We start from the raw sequence: 16,666 nt of genomic DNA, 5'->3' as shown, positions 1-16,666 counted from the left end.
ATCATGTACCTAAGATTAGAATTGTTTATCCCAAACTTATTTGAAAGTTGCTCTAAGCTATATCCTTGTTTTCTAAGTTCATAGATCTGAACTTTATCCTCATAACTCAATTTCATAATAAAACACCCCAAAAGTTAGATTTTTTCTGTCTAACTTTTGGGGTGCAGTTCATTTCTCAGCTTTTTTCTATATTCTCAGATAGTTAGACGCTTGCACTCACTAATTTCCGTTTTTCCACTCACAATCATTCTCGTGGTCGTCAATCAGACCTGCCGCTTGTAAAAAAGCTAAAACTGCGACTGGACCTGTGAATTTGAATCCTTTTTTTTTGAGATCTTGAGATAACTTTTCAGACAAGGCTGTTTTAGCAGGTGCTAGGTGATAGTCAGGAACATCATTGATGATGGTTTGTCCATCTACAAAAGACCAGAGGTAAGCATCAAAGGAACCGTAGGTTTTCTGGACTTGTAAAAATGCTTGGGCGTTGGCGCGTGTTGCAAAGAGCTTGGCACGATTTCGGATGATGGCTGGATTCTCTAATAAGGCTTCCAACTCCCCATCTGTCATTTCCGCGACCGCTTGAATTTGATAGCCATGAAATGCTTCTCTGAAAGCTTGACGCTTGTTTAGCACCGTTTCCCAAGACAGGCCTGCCTGATAGGTCTCCAAACAAAGTAACTCAAAAAGGGCGCGGTCATCATGAAGGGGTTGACCCCACTCTTCATCATGATAGGCTACATATAAGGGGTTATTCATTTTAACCCAACCACAGCGTTTTGGCATACTCTTCTCCTATTTTACCAACATCTTAAGGGCAGACTTGATGTAGTTCTCAGCCGTATCCGTCGTTCCTTCAAAGAATTTCTTGATTTTCTTAAGCTCGGTTGCTTTGTAGCCCAGTGCCATCATGGCTTCCATAGCTTCTTCCAGTTCTTGGTTTTCAGCGCTGGTTTGCACTGCCACCTTGGCAGGAAGGTCATCACTAGCCACAACTACCTTTCCTTCCAAGTCTAGCACCATCTGCTGGGCTGTTTTCTTACCAATTTTAGGGAACTTGGTCAAGTAGGTGATGTTCTTGGTCTCAATCGCCTGAACCAAGCCAGCATTGTCATCGGCAGCGATAATAGCAAGAGCTGATACAGGACCAATCCCAGAGACCGAGATCAGACTAAGAAAGAGCTTCTTCTCGTCTTCTGAGTGGAAACCGTAAAGCAGATGGGCGTCCTCACGAACAACTTGATGCACATAAATTTGAGTTTCTTGATTGACCTGATCTGAGTAAGCATAGGGATTGGCTACATGCAGGATATAACCGATACCATTTGCCTCAAGAACGATATATTTAGCAGTGATTTTGGTAATGATTCCTTTTAGATATTCGTACATAATTTTTCTCCCTTATTTTGCCTATCTAGTATACCATATTTCCCCAAGACAGACTGCAACAAAAGGTGCAACCTCTGATTGACAAATAGTACAGGAGATTGTATTCTCATTATAAGTAAAAATTGTTAGGATAGAAGTAGAAAAAGGAGGATAGAATAATGAAACTCGCAGAAAAACTATTTGAGCTCAGAAAGGAAAAAGGTTGGTCCCAAGAAAAGCTAGCAGAACAAATCAATGTTTCTCGGCAAAGTATCTCCAAATGGGAGTCTGGACAAGTCCTTCCTGAAATCGAAAAAGTCATTGAATTAAGCAAGATTTTTCAAGTGACAACTGACTATCTACTACTGGATGAAAACTCTGAAAAAGGTTCCACAGCAGTGATTTTGGAGGAAGACAAGGGCAAATACTATAAAGAAGTTAAGTCCTTTGGTCTCTGGCAAGTGATTTATATTTTCGTATTGGCTTTGGCTATCTATCTCTTTTTAGCCGGTTCTAGTTTTCCAGCCGAATTCACTGCTTGGATCTGGCTAACCTTCGTACTCTTGATTGCGTCTGCAGTTGCTATCAACAAGGCTCTCAAAACCAAACAACGTTATCTTGATAAAGTGATTGGTCTTGAAAAAACTTCAGAAGAAGTCAATAGCAAAAAGTGACGGAGATGGAAGTATCCAACCATCCTTTCTTTTAAAAAAGAACAAGCAACCTTGTTTCACAACTTATATAACATTTCCCATGATAAAACGCATAATACCAAGGTTTTTGAATGCCTGATATTATGCATTTTTCTGATTTTAAAGACTTTTGATCAGCTTCCCTTACTCAGCATGAGTTGTTTCATTTGCAAAAGAAATGATCGCTTCTTTGAGCTCATCTCCACTGAGTGAACGGAACTCCTCTATTTTTTGATTGATGGCTTCTAGTGGCATGACATTTACCTTACCAACGAAAATCTTATCCATGACTTGGTTATCAACCAATTCGGTCGAAACCAAGAGTTCTTCATAGAGTTTTTCCCCTGGTCGAATCCCGACTTCAACGATTGGAATTTCGCTTTCGGTATGTCCGCTTAGAAGGACCATTTTCTTAGCCAAATCATAGATCTTGACTGGTTTGCCCATGTCAAGGATAAAGACTTCTCCGTCCTTGGCATAAGCACCAGCATGGATTACTAGACGGCTAGCCTCTGGAATGGTCATGAAGTAACGTGTCATACGGAAGTCTGTCACCGTTACAGGACCGCCTTCAGCAATCTGGCGTTCAAAGACAGGAATCACGCTACCACGGCTACCGAGAACATTCCCAAAACGAACTGCACAGTAGGTGGATTTGCTACGTTGGTTAAAGCCAGTGACAATCAACTCTGCCACGCGCTTGGTTGCGCCCATAACATTCGGTGGATTGACCGCCTTGTCAGTCGAAATCATAACCATCTTAGGTACCTTAGCTGCATCAACAGCCTTAGCAACATTGTAGGTTCCGAGGATATTGTTTTTGAAGGCTTCTTTTGGATTGCGCTCCATCATCGGAACGTGCTTGTGGGCAGCAGCATGGTAGACAATGGCTGGTTTGTACTGTTCAAACACCTGCAAAAGACGATCATAGTCCTGAATATCTGCAATGACAGGAACATAATCAATCCCTTGGAATGTACGGATCAATTCATGATAAACAAGATAGATTGAGTTTTCACCATGTCCAAGCAAGACGATACGCTCTGGATTGAAGCGGCTAACCTGACGACAAATCTCTGAACCAATCGAACCACCAGCTCCTGTCACCAAGATAGTCTTGCCTGTAAGCTCTGCACCCAGACGGGATTCGTCAAGACGAATTTCCTGACGCCCCAAAAGGTCTGTGATGTCAATTTTCTGGAAGCCACTACCTGGTTGGTGAAGCCCCTGAACAACTGTCTCAACCTTGGGCATCTTGTAACATTTGATACCGAGTTTATTACACATCTGCAAGATGCGTTCGTACTCTGATGGGTCAAGCGAAGGGATGGCTACGATGACTCGCTCGATTTGGTGACGTTTGGCCAATTCAGGCAGATTATCATAGGAGCCCAAAACTGGGATTCCACCTAGTTTTTGTCCCTTTTTCTTTTCATCGCTATCCAAAATTCCCACTAACTCGAGGTCACTAGTTGGGTGTTGGTAGCTATTCATAAAGAGAGCACCACCATCGCCAGCACCAATCAAGAAGGTACGACGGTGCTCACCATCCCCACTACCCTGCTTGCGCTTAGAATAAATCAACTGCCAAGTGATACGAGGAAGCAAGATGAGGAAGGTACTCAACAAGATAAAGAGCACGATGAAACGGATAGAAAATAGTGGAAGAAAGGCATAGCAAATCCCATAGGAAAGAACACTACTAAGCATCACTCCGAAAAAGATTTTCATGAAATCCGTAATCTTGCTATAACGACTAATACTAGCATTTAGCCCCCAAAACGCAATCATGATTTGATAGAGGAGGAAGGCTAAAAGAGTGTAGATTACATAATCTACAGGCGCAGGATTTATAAGGCCATAAAACAAGATATAAGATACGATGATGGAAACCACCATACTCAGAATATCGAATATCCCCCAAAACACTTGTTTTTGCTGTTTATTTAAAATTTCAACCAGATCAATCACATAATCTGTTAGTTTTTTATTCATAGGAATTTACTCCCCCTTAAAAGAGTCAGATGATACTGTTGTTATGATAACCTGAATCATTCAGTCTATCGGGGCTTACTTTCTCTTTCTTAAAAGTTTGACGAAGATAAACTGACGTACAAAGCCTGGACAAAGTGCAACAATGGCCTGAATGGCTACACTTTTAGCATATTCCATGTAAGAAATTTGCCCTCGCTCAAGCATCCGTTGGCGAGCTTGACGATAGAGTTTAAGGTAACGCAAGCCACCTCGACGCTCAAACATCCCTGCACCGACACGAACCTTACACAAGATTTGATCTAGGTTCCCAGTCTTGGCACCTGCAGCAATCATATTGAGCCAAAGGAGGTCATCCTCCATGTAAAGGCCATCTTCATAGTTGCCCGCCTTGAGGACCATGTCCTTTTTGAACATGACTGTCATATGGTTAAAGGCGCTTCTCATTCTCTGATAAGCCACAATGTCTGCATGCTGAGTTGGAACACGACGATAAGACACAATCTCATCTGGATTGTCAATGAACTCTGCGATATGCCCACCTAAGAGGTCGAGATCTTCTTTCTCCATTAGCTGAAGCTGTTTCTCAAAACGATCCGGAACGGCTAAATCATCCGTATCCATGCGGGCAATAATGTCATACTGGCACTGTAAAACACCGTATCGAAGAGCCAAGCCTAAACCTTGGTTTTGTTCTAAGGGGCACCGTTTAACTGGAATGTCTGACTGAGTTTCCACTTCATCTAGCACCTGATAGAGTTCGGGTGTGAGCGGCCCGTCCTCAACAAGAACAAGCTCGCTCGGTTTCAAGGTCTGGTTTTGAACACTTTTGATAGCATCTCTTAAAAACGTCGGATTTTCCTTTACATAGACCGACATCAAGACGCTGATTTTTTGCTTTTCAGGCACAGTTTTTCTCCAATGTATAGATTTCCTTCCACTATTTTATCACAAATTCTCCTAGTTTCCTATTTTTATATCAAATCAAGGAAAATTCTAGTAAAGAAATCTGTCTCTTTTCACTTTATTTTCACTTCCATTGATTGATTTGTCTTGGCTGTCATTACTTGACATTATAAGGAAAAAACCTTAAAATAAGCTGTTATTAAAATCATCCTATCGAGGTTTTTATGAAAAAACAATCACTCTTTTTTGTTCTAGGAATTGTCTTAATCGGGACTGTTTTACGTTCTCCATTTACTGCTCTTCCAACCATTTTAGGAGATATCGCTCAAGGACTAGGAGTGGAGGTCAGCTCTCTTGGGATTTTAACCAGTCTCCCTCTCTTGATGTTTGCTCTTTTCTCTGCTTTTGCAAGCCGCTTGGCACAAAAAATCGGGTTGGAACACCTCTTTACTTACTGTCTCCTCCTCTTAACTGTTGGCTCTGTCATTCGGATTCTCAATCTTCCCCTTCTCTATCTAGGAACCCTAATTGTAGGAGCAAGCATTGCGATCTTCAATGTACTCCTCCCAAGTATGATCCAGGCAAATCAGCCTCAAAAGATTAGTTTCCTAACAACTCTCTATGTCACTGCCATGGGAATTTCGACAGCCATCGCTTCTTATCTTTCTGTCCCTATCACCCAAGCTAGTTCTTGGAAGGGCCTCATCCTCGTTCTCAGCTTTCTCTGTCTAGTCACACTGCTAGTCTGGTTGCCAAATCATCGCCACAACCACCACCTAGAAAGCCAAAAAGAAAAGCAAGTCAAAGAGAATATTCTAAAAAGTAAAGATGTCTGGGCTATCATTGTCTTTGGTGGTCTTCAGTCCTTGCTCTTTTATACAAGCATGACCTGGTTGCCAACTATGGCTATTAGTGCTGGTCTTTCTAATAGTGATGCGGCTCTTCTGGCTTCTATTTTCTCACTGATCAGCATTCCTTTTTCAATGACTGTTCCAAGTCTGACCACTCGTCTGTCAGATGGTCATCGTCGAATCATGCTGGCAATTATCTCTATCGCTGGTATGATAGGAATTGCCATGCTCTTGTATCCAGCCAATAATTTCCTCTACTGGTTAGTCGTCCATCTCTTGATTGGAACGGCCTGCAGCGCCCTCTTCCCCTACCTCATGGTTTGCTTTTCTCTTAAAACCAGTTCTCCTGAAAAGACAGCTCAGCTATCAGGACTAGCGCAAACAGGGGGCTACATCTTAGCTGCTTTTGGACCTGCCTTGTTTGGTTATAGTTTTGAACTTTTTCAATCTTGGGTTCCAGCGGTTCTTGCCCTTCTAGCCATCGATATCATCATGACCATCTCGCTCTTTATGGTGGATCGGGCTGAAAAAATCCTCTAAACTTCTAGTTTATACTAGGAGTTTTTTATATATAAAATTTTTACACATATTTCTTGACAGGGCTTTCAACTTGAGATACAATATATTTGAAAAGAGTATATATAAAATTTTTATATAATATAAAGGAGGTTTCCCATGTACTTCCCAACATCCTCTGCCTTGATCGAGTTTCTCATCTTGGCTGTACTGGAGCAGGGGGATTCTTATGGTTATGAGATTAGTCAAACCATTAAGCTCATCGCCAATATCAAAGAATCTACGCTCTATCCCATTCTCAAAAAATTGGAAGCCAGTGGCTTTCTGACCACCTACTCTAGAGAGTTTCAGGGGCGTATGCGCAAATACTACTCCTTGACCAATCGGGGCGTAGAGCAGCTCGTTACTCTAAAGGAAGAGTGGACGCTCTATACCGACACCGTCAACGGCATCATAGAAGGGAGTATCCGCCATGACAAGAACTGACTATCTGACTCAGTTAGAAACCTATCTCCATAAACTGCCTGAAGCTGACCGCATCGAAGCTATGGACTACTTTAAGGAACTATTTGACGATGCAGGTCCAGAGGGCGAAGAGGAACTCATTGCCAGTCTGGGAACTCCAAAAGAAGCTGCCCATGATATCCTCTCTGATCTTCTCGATAAAAAAGTCAATGAAGCCCCTGCTCAAAAGAATGACCGTCAACTGCTACACATTGCCCTCCTGGCCCTGCTAGTAGCTCCTATCGGAATTCCGGTCGGGATCGGCATCCTCATGGCCATCATCGGTATTATTATCGCAGCCGTCTCCGTCATTTTAGCCTTCTTTACCGTCTCTGTGACGGGTATCCTGCTAGGTGGACTCTTTATCGTAGAGAGCTTTAGCGTCCTAGTCGAAGCCAAATCTGCCTTTATCTTGATTTTTGGGGCCGGTTTGCTTTCTATCGGTGCTTCTTCTCTTGTTCTACTGGGTATCTCCTATGTAGCTCGTTTCTTTGGCCTCCTAATCGTCCGCTTGGCACAATGGATTCTTAAAAAAGGAAAGAGAGGTGACAGACATGCGTAAATTGACAAAAGGATTTCTCATCTTTGGTGTGGTTTCTACAATCCTCGGTTTTATCATGATCATTGTAGGCGCGCAGTCCAATGGTATTCAAAGTTTACTTGCCATGTCAAAAGACCCCGTCTATGACAATCGTATCGAAGAAGTGACCTTTGGAAATGAAGTGGAAAAACTTGATTTGACCCTTGAAGAGCACAGCCTAACCATCACAGAGTCTGTAGATGACAAGATCCATATCACCTATCATCCTTCGGTGTCTGGTCGTCACGATCTGACTACTGGCATGAGTTACAAAACACTGACCGTCACTGACAAACAAGCCTCCCAACATCGCTTTCTAGGTTCAGGAATCGAAGGCCTACTTCGTATTGCCAGCAGTTATTCTCACCGTTTTGACGAAGTCATTCTCTCCCTCCCTAAAGGAAGAAGACTGCAAGCTATCACCGTCTCAGCCAATCGTGGACAAACCAATATTCGTCAAGCCAATCTTGAAAATGCGACAATCAAAACAAAAGGCTATCTCTTAAGACTAACTGAAAGTTCTATCAAGAACAGCACACTAACGACACCTCATATCATCAATATCTTTGATGCCGAATTGACAGATAGTCAGGTCAAGACGGAGGGAGCACACATCTATGCTGAAAATATCCAAGTTCACGGCAAGGTCGAGCTAGAGGCTCATTCAACTCTAAACCTCATTCTCTCCCAGAAAGAGACCGACCGTATCAATCTAGATATTTCTTCTCAGCATGGCGGTATCTATCGTAAACCCAAAGAAGAACATCGTGGACAAAAAGAGAATGAACTTGCCAACCCTTATAAAACGGAAAGAGCAGATATCAAGGACCTGCTCATTGCAAAAGCCAACCAGGATATCTACCTACCTAAAGAAGAGTACTCTTCTCCATCTAGAAACCATTGACAAAAACGCTTTCATCTGCTAGGCTAAAGATAGAAAACGACCATAAAAAGGAGGTTCCACCATGACACAAGAATGGTTTGAAAGTGCCGATCTTGAGAAGAAATCACCTCAGACAAAATCAGAAATCCAGCCCAACGAGCCTGAGACTTCAGAAACTGTGGAGACCGAACTACAAGTAAGCCAAGAAACATCTGTCTCACCTAAAGAGTCGGAAACGCATGAGGAGGAAACTCCCGAAATGACTGAGGAAACCCAAACCGAGGAAGAGGGAGAAGGGAAAACTGAAGAGGAACACAAGCAAGAAAACCCTGCAAAAGAGAAAAGTATCCTCAGCAAGGCTTTAGAAAGCCCCTATATCCCAGATATTGACCCTCGTAAAACAGCCAGATTCAAAGAAGAAATCGCACTGTTTTGGACTTGGCTGCTGGATGCTATCCAAGAACCAACTGCCAGCAAGAATACGGACCAAAAGCATCGTTACAGTGTCTTTGCCCTGCTCACCTTGCTGTCGTCAATCAACCTTTTCTTTAGTATCTATCATATCAAGCACCTCTACTACGGCTATATGGCCTCTATTGCCAATAGTTTACCTAACCAGCTCCCACCTTTAGATCTCTTTGCTGGACTTTCTATCTTGGTCGCTAGCGCTCTATTTTACTTTTCCATCATTTTGGGAGGCTTTACTGTCCGACGTGTACTGGACCAGGAGAGCGACTTCACATTCCAAGAAGCTTGCGATCGTTACAGCCGACTCTTTGCTATCCCGCTTGTCTTAACGGCTCTAGCAAGTTTCTTTGCACTTTTTGGCGGCTTGCGATTCGCTGGCATCCTCACTCTTCTAAGCATGGCCATCTTTGCCCTTGGAAATCTCTTTGTGATTAGCAAGCCAAGTAAGACCAGTAGCCTTGACCCATTTTATCGTTTCTTGTTAGCTGTCTTACTTGATGGCGCTATTCTCTTACCCTTCTTCATTGCAGAGCTCGCGCTGACAGTTGACTACCTTCGCATCCTGACCTTCTTTTAACCAAAATCCCTGCCATTTGTTAATGACAGGGATTTTTATGCTTACTCTTTTTTAAACAAGGCTTACTCGATGCTTGCCAATCCTTCAAAATCTTGTCCTAGGATGGGTTGTACTTCTAATTGATTGGCATCTAGTTGGTGGTAAAATTCTGTTGGTAGTGACTCTAGGAATCTTGCATAGTCCAAGCGAGCGATGGATTCGTAGTCTTCGGCTTTTGAACCATCACCAGAAATCGCCACTAGGTCAATCTCCCAAACAAGCTCCTTGCCTGCCAGCTGCTCGGTATAAGGAGCTGGTACAAAGGGTTCCTTTGGCAAAATTGTCTTGACTCCCTGGGCTAGGTGATAGATACCGTGCACCTTGCCTTGAGCATCTGGGTAAAATTTCACACTGGCAAGGTAGGCATCAGATCCTTGAACCTTCTTGACCAGCTCTTCAAAATGTGCCAATCCATCCTCAGCCAAAAAGCTCTCGAGGTATTCCTTGTTGAGATAGATAGGGGACAAGAGTCCTTGACAATATACTAAACGAACCGCCTTATCCGCTAGATAATGCTTGACCGTTTGTCGGAAATAGGTTTCAAAGTCAAACCCTTCTAGCCCTTCTACTGCCTCACCCAACTTGTTTGATAGGGCTTGGAGGAGAGCTTCTACAATCTCCCAGTCCGCTCTAGTAAGGAAGTCTGGAATCACCACTTGATAGCCTTTTCGACTATCCGCATAGTTCACCTTGAAGAGAAATTGCGACTGACCTACAATCCCACACTCCATGTACTCGAGACGATTGAGGGGCTGACGGAGATAGACGGCATTATAACTATGCGACTCCAAGCCCTCCACCAAGGCCAAGATGGACTTGGCAGTCAAGACCTCCTGTTGTCCTAGGATGCTTTCTTTATTTGGGATAAAAAATGTTTTCGCCATAACCGGCCTCCTTTGAAATCGTTTACATATAGTATAACCTATTTTCCTGAAAGATACAGAAACAAACTTTAGATTTTTAGATAAAAAGCATAGAAAAACAGCCCCTGAAAATTGCTTGACATTCAGCAGACTAAAAGTAATCGGTATTCACAAACCCTAGAAATGCAATAAAGACGACCAAAGGAATCGTCTTTATTTAAGGTAAGTATTTCTTTATAATCTCATATATCTTTTTAATTTGCTTATCAATTTAATTGCCTATATGTTCCTTCTTAGCATCATTTCTTCGTATAGGATTTATTTTCATAAAATCTTGCTAATTAAAGTCACAAAATCAATACATATTCTGAGAATATATCTGAATTTCATAAAAAGGCAATGAATAAACTTCTAAGAAAGCAAGACTCATTCTGAGCTCTTCTTACTTTTTATCCTGCTGCGTCAGCTCCTGATTGTAGGACAAGGCTAGCTTGATCCAGTAAGACAGTTCTTTTTGTGCTTCACCATCTAAATCAATATAGCCATGATAAAGCCTACCCTTCATTAAAGTCACACTGGCACCATTTTTAGGCAGGACCTGCTTTTCCATTTCCTTACCAATGCGGACCATGACAAGCTCTTGACTTCTCGAACTCACAGTAACGGTCATCTTACCACGGACCATAAAAGCCAAACCACCAAACATCTTCTTCTCTTCTACCTCTTCTTCAAAAACATGAGGAGGAAGTTCAGTAGCTAAAATGGTACGAATCTGTTGAGCTAAAGATTTACTATACGCCATCGCTCTCCTCTAATTCATCATCACATCCCAGCCGATACCAAAACGGTCAATTAAGCGGGCATAAAACTTAGCAAAAAATTGATTCTCTAGAGCATAGAGAATCTGTCCACCTTCAGCAAGCTTAGCAAAAAGCTCATCGGCTTCTTCTCTACTGTCTGGGCTCAGAACTAACCATTGATTGGGCTGATGATTGCTAGGAATAGATAGGTCGTTAAAAATGCCTACATCCTCACCATTCAGGGTCAAGTTTTCCGTATCTAAGGCAATCCAAGCAATCTTATCCCGTTTTGCTGCAGGAAGGTCAGCTGGATCCATCATATCACTGGCTCGGACAAGTCCCTTTATCTCTGTCTGAAAAAGATCTGCATAAAAACGAAAAGCTTCTTCGGCCTGACCATTAAAACTTAAAAACACGTCTAATTTCATTATTGTTCCTCCAATTTTTTATATCTGAGAATAAATCTCTAGTATCAGTTTATCAATTAGGATAAAAATTTTCTTATTCTCAATTGCGCTTGTTTGGCTAGGGAACGCATGATTAAAACTGGAAGATTAACTGTAATAGGTGGATCGCTCGGCAAGGGCCTGCGCATGCTGATTTCCTCTTGATAGATGCTATCGCCTGCAAAAGTGAGAGGCTCATCGCTGCCCCAGCGAAAGTTATGCTTCAAGACATAGTTTTTAGTTAGGCGTAAATCCTCCAGCAATTCACAGGCCAAAAGATAGTAGCGACCATCGGGTACATTTTCAAAAGTAAACCGGCTCTCCTGACTCAGTGCTACTCCGATAATCGGCTCTTCTTTGGGTATTCGGGTTTTAAACAGCCCGACACAGCTAATGCGTGGTTCATACCCCTCGGGATAAGATAACGCCACAGTCAACCGATTGCCACTTTTGTGGTCAGGATCCTGATGCAACAAAGCTCCCTTCTCATCCAGCTGTTTTACCAGAAAATCATAAGCCTTGGTTGATTCTTGGTAGTATTTTTTAGGCGAAAGTCCAGTATGCCGCTTAAAAGTATTGGAAAAACTGCCTAGACTATCATAACCAGCTTCCATAGATGTCTCGGTCACATTTTGCCGGCTTTCTACAATCTCCTGAATCCCTTTTTCCATCTTAAGAGCTTCCATATATTGCTTGATAGAAAATCCCATCTTTTTCTTGAAAGTTCTGGATAGATGGAAAGGACTATAATGGAAATGCTCAGCCAAATCGGTCAGACTCAGCTCTTCATCTGCATGCTGACGCAGATAGGCTGCCACTTCTTCCATGATAGCTTTAGACATAGACCTGCTCCTTTCCCATTTATTTAAACTCATTATATCACATCAAAAAGAAAGGACAAAAAATCAAAACCGAAGAAAGAAAATCAGAAATCAAGTGATACTCCGCGAGATGCCTCAAAAACATGAGGAAATAGTCTGCTTTCCCAAATCTCTGTCCAACAAACCTTTTACCTGTAGATAAATGATGAAAAAAACTTTAGACGCTTGAGTCGTCTAAAGTTTTTAGTTTTTCTTAGGAATTTAGAAACTTGCCTTACCATCAAAAATAGTCAGCTTATGTAAATTTTCCATGCCTGCAATAATGGGTCTAGCTTTTGCAATGAGATTTTGAAAAACTTCCAAGGTCAGACTGTCATTGTGAGCTTGCTCGCTCTCCCAAACTTCATAAATATAGATGCTGTTGGGTTCGTCTGCTTTCTCTCCTAAGATATAGCAGAAACAAGTATCAAGATTTTGCATTTCTTTAACAACTTCTTGCATATAAGCAGCAAGTTCCTGCGCCTTTCCTTCTTTGGCAATTAATTTACCATAAACGCAAAATTTTTCCATTAGGATCTCTCCTTATTACTGAGCTACCACTGTTTCCAAGCTTTCACCGATAGCAGCTAGGCGCTCCACCACTTCTGCTTGTGTCAATTCATTTTCTGAAACATAGCGGTTACGTGGGTGAACACGACACTCGTGTGAGCAGCCACGAAGGTACTTGTCTTCATTTTCTTCTGATGTTAGGATACGACGGTTACAGAAAGGATTTCCACAGTTGACATAGCGTTCACATGGTGTTCCATCAAACCAGTCTTTCCCTACGATGGTTGGGTTAACATGGTTGACATCGACTGCGATACGCTCGTCAAAGACGTACATTTTCCCATCCCAAAGCTCACCTTGAACTTCTGGATCTTTACCGTAAGTTGCGATACCGCCATGAAGCTGACCGACATCTTTGTAGCCTTCACGCACCATCCAGCCTGAGAATTTCTCACAGCGAACACCACCAGTACAGTAAACAACCACGCGCTTGTCCATGAATTTTTCCTTGTTGTCACGAACCCATTGTGGCAACTCACGGAAGTTGCGGATGTCTGGGCGAATAGCTCCGCGGAAGTGTCCTAGGTCGTACTCATAATCATTACGTGTGTCAAGGACCACTGTATCTTCGTCAAGAAGGGCTTCTTTGAACTCTTTTGGAGACAAGTAAGCACCTGTTGTTTCAAGTGGGTTGATGTCATTGTCAAAATCATTGTCTTCCAAACCAAGGTGGACAATTTCTTTCTTGTAGCGAACAAACATCTTCTTGAAGGCTTGTTCACTTTCTTCGTCAATCTTGAACCAGAGGTCTTCCATTCCTGGGAGGCTGTGAACGTAGTCCATGTATTTTTGAGTTGTTTCGTAGTCACCTGAAACGGTTCCGTTGATTCCCTCGTCAGCGACTAGGATACGACCTTTGAGGCCGATTGATTTACAGAAAGCCAAGTGATCTGCCGCAAATTGCTCTGCATTTTCAATTGGAGTATAGAGGTAGTAAAGTAAGACACGAATATCTTTTGCCATAAGATTTGTTCTCTTTTCTATTCTTAAATTTTCAGAATTTTTCATCTAACTATACTAGTATACCCACTTAGGAAAACGAATGCAATTTATTTGACCGGAAATTATATAGGGAGACCTGCCACTGCACTTTATCAGTAACTATACCGAATCGAAGATAATTCTCTCAATTTTTTGATTTGCATCCTAAAAATCACTACCTCCCCTAGAGAACTAAGGAAGGCAGTGATCACATTTTTAGGAATTAGGAATGAATACACGAAATCAATCGATCTTATGATTTTTTGTTTTTCAAGAATTCGTCGTATTGTTTTTGCATTTCGTTCAATACTTTTTCGTAGGCACCTTCAGATTTCAATTTTTCCATCAATTCTGGGATTGCTTTATCTGGGTCTACAGTACCAGTGTTGATAGCTGTATCGAATTGTTGCATTGTGTTAGAGATTGCTGAAATTTCAGATTTGACACTGTCAGTGTTAAAGATGAATCCAAGCGCTGGAGATTCTTTAGCTTCTGCCAATTGTTTCTTAGAATCTTCGATTTGTTGGTCTGTAACGTTTTCGTTGATGTAAAGGATCCAGTTGTTACCAGTGTTCCAACCTGACATGTGAGTGTTTCCTTTGTATCCATCAAGGACGCGAACACGGTTTTCTTTACCTTCAACTTTTTCCCAGTTCTTGCCTTCTGGACCGTAAACAAGTCCGTTCAAGAGTTCTGGGTTTGTGTTCAAGAGATTCAACACTTCCATTGATTTTTCTTTGTTCTTAGAGTTGTTTGAGATGACAAAGTTAGCAACTTGTGTTGTTTGATTTTTCTTGATAAAGTTAGTGATTGGTTTGATTTGGATGTCTTTGTTAGCAACACGTGAAAGCAAGCTGTTACCATAGTCAGCTGGTCCTACTGTTTCTTCACGAACGAACCAAGTATCTTGTTGAAGGTCAAATGAAGTGTCGCTTGTTGCTACGTCTTTTGGAATATATCCTGCTTCATAGAATTTGTGAAGAGTCTTCAAGTGTTCTTTGAAACGAGGTACTTCGTAACGGTTTACGATCTTAGTAGTATCTCCTTCAAGGTCGATAACGAATGGAAGTCCATTTGGCACTGGGTAGTCAAAGTTATCAGATGGGATAAAGTTCTTCGTAACCGCAAATGGTACTACGTCTGGAGCTTTTTCTTTGATTTGTTTCAAGACTGGTTCAAGTGTTTCGTATGAAGTGACACCTGAAATGTCAATGCCATATTTGGCAAGAAGAGCGCCGTTAAAGGCAAAGTTTTGAGATGATGCAACGTTGGCTGCAACTGGAACAGCGTAAATCTTACCGTTTACAGTGTTCCCTTTGATGTAAGCTGGATCAAGTGCTTTGTAAAGCTCTGCTCCTTCTTTCTTGTACAATTCTGTCAAGTCAGCGTAAGCACCTTTTTGAGCATTTACGACATAGTTATCTGCAAAAGCGATATCGTAGTTTTCACCTGATGATGTGATAACTGACATTTTCTTACCGTAGTCACCCCAGCCAAGGTATTGGATATCCAATTTAGCACCAACTTTTTCTTCGATGATTTTGTTGGCATTTTCTAGCAATTCATCCAAGTTGTCTGGTTTGTCACCGATTTGGTACATTTTGATAACAGTTTTTTCACCTGAAGTAGCGTCAGCAGCTTTTTTGTTGTTACCTGTAAGGTTTCCACAGGCAGCAAGACCAGCAGCCAAAGCGACTACGCTAGCAGATGCAAAAGCATATTTTTTCCAGTTTTTCATGATAAAAACTCCTTTTTTTATTTTTAAACTTATAAACGATTTAATGAATTGTAACTTCAGTCACTAAGATGAAGTTGGGAAGGGAGAAACGGTGTTTCTCAACAAGTGCTATTCTTTCACACCACCGATGGTCAAACCTTTAACAAAGTAGCGTTGGAAGAATGGGTACAGAATCGCGATTGGAAGGGTTGCAACAACAACCATGGCCATACGACCTGTTTCTTTTGGTAGAGCGACTCCCAGTTGGCCAGATAGGCCGACTGCTTTTGCAATGTAGTCCATATTTTGTTGGATTTGCATGAGCAAATATTGCAATGGATACAAGTTGTCACTCTTGATGTAAAGAAGGGCGTTGAACCAGTCGTTCCAGAAACCAAGAGCTGTCAAAAGCGTGATAGTTGCGATACCTGGAAGTGACAATGGTAAACAAATCTGGAAGAAGATCCGTGCTTCACTGGCACCATCGATACGAGCAGATTCTAGAATGGCTTCTGGAATGGTCTTCTTGAAGAAGGAACGCATCAAGATGATGTTGAATGGTGAGAGAAGCATTGGAACAATCAAGGCCCAAACCGTATCACCAAGTTGAAGCAAACGAGTGACCACGATATAGCCTGGTACCAAACCAGCATTGAACAACATACTAAGAAGGGCAAAGATTGTGAAGAATCTACGGTACTTAAAGGTTGTCCGTGAGATGGCGTAGGCATAAGTGGTTGTAATAAAGACGTTGGTCACTGTTCCGACTACGGTTACAAAAACTGAGATAAAGAGCGCTTGGAGAATCTTATCTTTAAACTGAGCTAAGAACTGGAATCCATCTACACCAAATTTCGAAGGGAAAAAGCTATATCCATACTGGAGGATGCTCTTTTCGTCTGTCACCGAAATGATGATAACGAAGATAAAGGGCAAGATACAAGAAAGAGCGATCAAACCAGAGAGGATACTAAAGAAGATATCTGCTTTCTTACTGAAGGAGTGAATGCCGACATTATCGATTTTTTCTTTTTTAATTTTCTTTTCTGCCATATT

18 protein-coding genes and 1 pseudogene are annotated in these 16,666 nt (G+C 41.8%); 6 read left to right on the top strand and 13 right to left on the bottom strand.

Annotated elements, in window-relative coordinates; genetic code table 11:
• The 3 genes and pseudogenes from DF216_RS06835 to ruvA all read right to left on the bottom strand — a co-directional run.
• Positions 1-116 (bottom strand): annotated as a pseudogene (locus DF216_RS06835) (transposase); the annotation flags it as partial.
• A 103-nt stretch (positions 117-219) separates the two neighbouring features.
• Positions 220-783 carry a DNA-3-methyladenine glycosylase I gene (locus DF216_RS06830; protein ID WP_129326364.1) on the bottom strand — a complete coding sequence of 188 codons (564 nt, stop codon included), beginning with the start codon at positions 781-783 and terminating at the stop codon, positions 220-222.
• A gap of 9 nt (positions 784-792) precedes the next feature.
• Positions 793-1,386, bottom strand: a complete 594-nt coding sequence (gene ruvA / locus DF216_RS06825) for a Holliday junction branch migration protein RuvA (protein ID WP_129326363.1) — start codon at positions 1,384-1,386, stop codon at positions 793-795.
• 158 nt (positions 1,387-1,544) lie between these two features.
• On the opposite strand from ruvA, the gene DF216_RS06820 reads away from it, so the two are divergent.
• Positions 1,545-2,039: a helix-turn-helix domain-containing protein gene (locus DF216_RS06820; protein ID WP_129326362.1), complete on the top strand. Its 495-nt coding sequence runs from the start codon at positions 1,545-1,547 to the stop codon at positions 2,037-2,039.
• 162 nt (positions 2,040-2,201) lie between these two features.
• Here DF216_RS06820 and DF216_RS06815 read toward each other — a convergent pair whose 3' ends face one another.
• Together DF216_RS06815 and DF216_RS06810 are read right to left on the bottom strand one after the other, a co-directional pair.
• A complete protein-coding gene (locus tag DF216_RS06815; RefSeq protein WP_129326361.1) occupies positions 2,202-4,052 on the bottom strand; it encodes a nucleoside-diphosphate sugar epimerase/dehydratase in 1,851 nt (616 codons plus the stop codon).
• Between the two features lie 75 nt (positions 4,053-4,127).
• The gene (locus DF216_RS06810; RefSeq protein ID WP_061407563.1) at positions 4,128-4,958 is read right to left on the bottom strand and encodes a glycosyltransferase; all 831 of its coding nucleotides are present in this window, start codon (positions 4,956-4,958) and stop codon (positions 4,128-4,130) included.
• Between the two features lie 221 nt (positions 4,959-5,179).
• Here DF216_RS06810 and DF216_RS06805 point away from each other — a divergent pair, with 221 nt between their 5' ends.
• The 5 genes from DF216_RS06805 (at position 5,180) to DF216_RS06785 (ending at position 9,334) form a co-directional block, all read left to right on the top strand.
• Positions 5,180-6,346, top strand: coding sequence for a CynX/NimT family MFS transporter (locus tag DF216_RS06805; protein WP_129326360.1), 1,167 nt, complete (start codon positions 5,180-5,182; stop codon positions 6,344-6,346).
• 135 nt (positions 6,347-6,481) lie between these two features.
• Positions 6,482-6,808 (top strand): PadR family transcriptional regulator, encoded by a 327-nt coding sequence (locus tag DF216_RS06800; RefSeq protein WP_000273860.1) that lies wholly within the window; start codon positions 6,482-6,484, stop codon positions 6,806-6,808.
• Positions 6,795-7,388, top strand: coding sequence for a DUF1700 domain-containing protein (locus DF216_RS06795; RefSeq protein WP_000198645.1), 594 nt, complete (start codon positions 6,795-6,797; stop codon positions 7,386-7,388). Before DF216_RS06800 ends, DF216_RS06795 begins: the two co-directional genes overlap by 14 nt.
• Positions 7,381-8,310, top strand: coding sequence for a DUF4097 family beta strand repeat-containing protein (locus DF216_RS06790; RefSeq protein WP_001229041.1), 930 nt, complete (start codon positions 7,381-7,383; stop codon positions 8,308-8,310). The genes DF216_RS06795 and DF216_RS06790 overlap by 8 nt, the downstream gene beginning before the upstream one ends.
• A gap of 61 nt (positions 8,311-8,371) precedes the next feature.
• On the top strand, positions 8,372-9,334 hold the full coding sequence (locus tag DF216_RS06785) for a DUF6574 domain-containing protein (RefSeq protein WP_000191329.1): 963 nt from the start codon (positions 8,372-8,374) through the stop codon (positions 9,332-9,334).
• Positions 9,335-9,396: 62 nt separating this feature from the next.
• Here DF216_RS06785 and DF216_RS06780 read toward each other — a convergent pair whose 3' ends face one another.
• The 8 genes from DF216_RS06780 to DF216_RS06745 form a co-directional block, all read right to left on the bottom strand.
• On the bottom strand, positions 9,397-10,257 hold the full coding sequence (locus DF216_RS06780) for a DUF4299 family protein (RefSeq protein ID WP_129326359.1): 861 nt from the start codon (positions 10,255-10,257) through the stop codon (positions 9,397-9,399).
• A 421-nt stretch (positions 10,258-10,678) separates the two neighbouring features.
• Complete coding sequence (locus tag DF216_RS06775; protein ID WP_125827351.1) at positions 10,679-11,038, bottom strand: TfoX/Sxy family protein; 360 nt, start codon at positions 11,036-11,038, stop codon at positions 10,679-10,681.
• 9 nt (positions 11,039-11,047) lie between these two features.
• Positions 11,048-11,464 (bottom strand): VOC family protein, encoded by a 417-nt coding sequence (locus DF216_RS06770; RefSeq protein ID WP_038804716.1) that lies wholly within the window; start codon positions 11,462-11,464, stop codon positions 11,048-11,050.
• A gap of 56 nt (positions 11,465-11,520) precedes the next feature.
• Entirely contained in the window at positions 11,521-12,324 is an 804-nt protein-coding gene (locus DF216_RS06765) for a helix-turn-helix transcriptional regulator (protein WP_125827352.1), read from the bottom strand.
• A 240-nt stretch (positions 12,325-12,564) separates the two neighbouring features.
• Positions 12,565-12,873 carry a putative quinol monooxygenase gene (locus DF216_RS06760; RefSeq protein WP_061407594.1) on the bottom strand — a complete coding sequence of 103 codons (309 nt, stop codon included), beginning with the start codon at positions 12,871-12,873 and terminating at the stop codon, positions 12,565-12,567.
• 15 nt (positions 12,874-12,888) lie between these two features.
• The gene (gene trhO, locus DF216_RS06755) at positions 12,889-13,875 is read right to left on the bottom strand and encodes an oxygen-dependent tRNA uridine(34) hydroxylase TrhO (RefSeq protein ID WP_129326358.1); all 987 of its coding nucleotides are present in this window, start codon (positions 13,873-13,875) and stop codon (positions 12,889-12,891) included.
• A 271-nt stretch (positions 13,876-14,146) separates the two neighbouring features.
• Complete coding sequence (locus DF216_RS06750) at positions 14,147-15,631, bottom strand: ABC transporter substrate-binding protein (protein WP_129326357.1); 1,485 nt, start codon at positions 15,629-15,631, stop codon at positions 14,147-14,149.
• Between the two features lie 108 nt (positions 15,632-15,739).
• Positions 15,740-16,663, bottom strand: a complete 924-nt coding sequence (locus DF216_RS06745; RefSeq protein WP_129326356.1) for a carbohydrate ABC transporter permease — start codon at positions 16,661-16,663, stop codon at positions 15,740-15,742.
• Positions 16,664-16,666: the final 3 nt, after the last annotated feature.

This window comes from Streptococcus oralis (assembly GCF_004127215.1).
Taxonomy (GTDB): domain Bacteria; phylum Bacillota; class Bacilli; order Lactobacillales; family Streptococcaceae; genus Streptococcus; species Streptococcus oralis_BD.
Note: the sequence above shows the minus strand (reverse complement) of the source record. Positions and strands in the feature narration are given on the sequence as shown.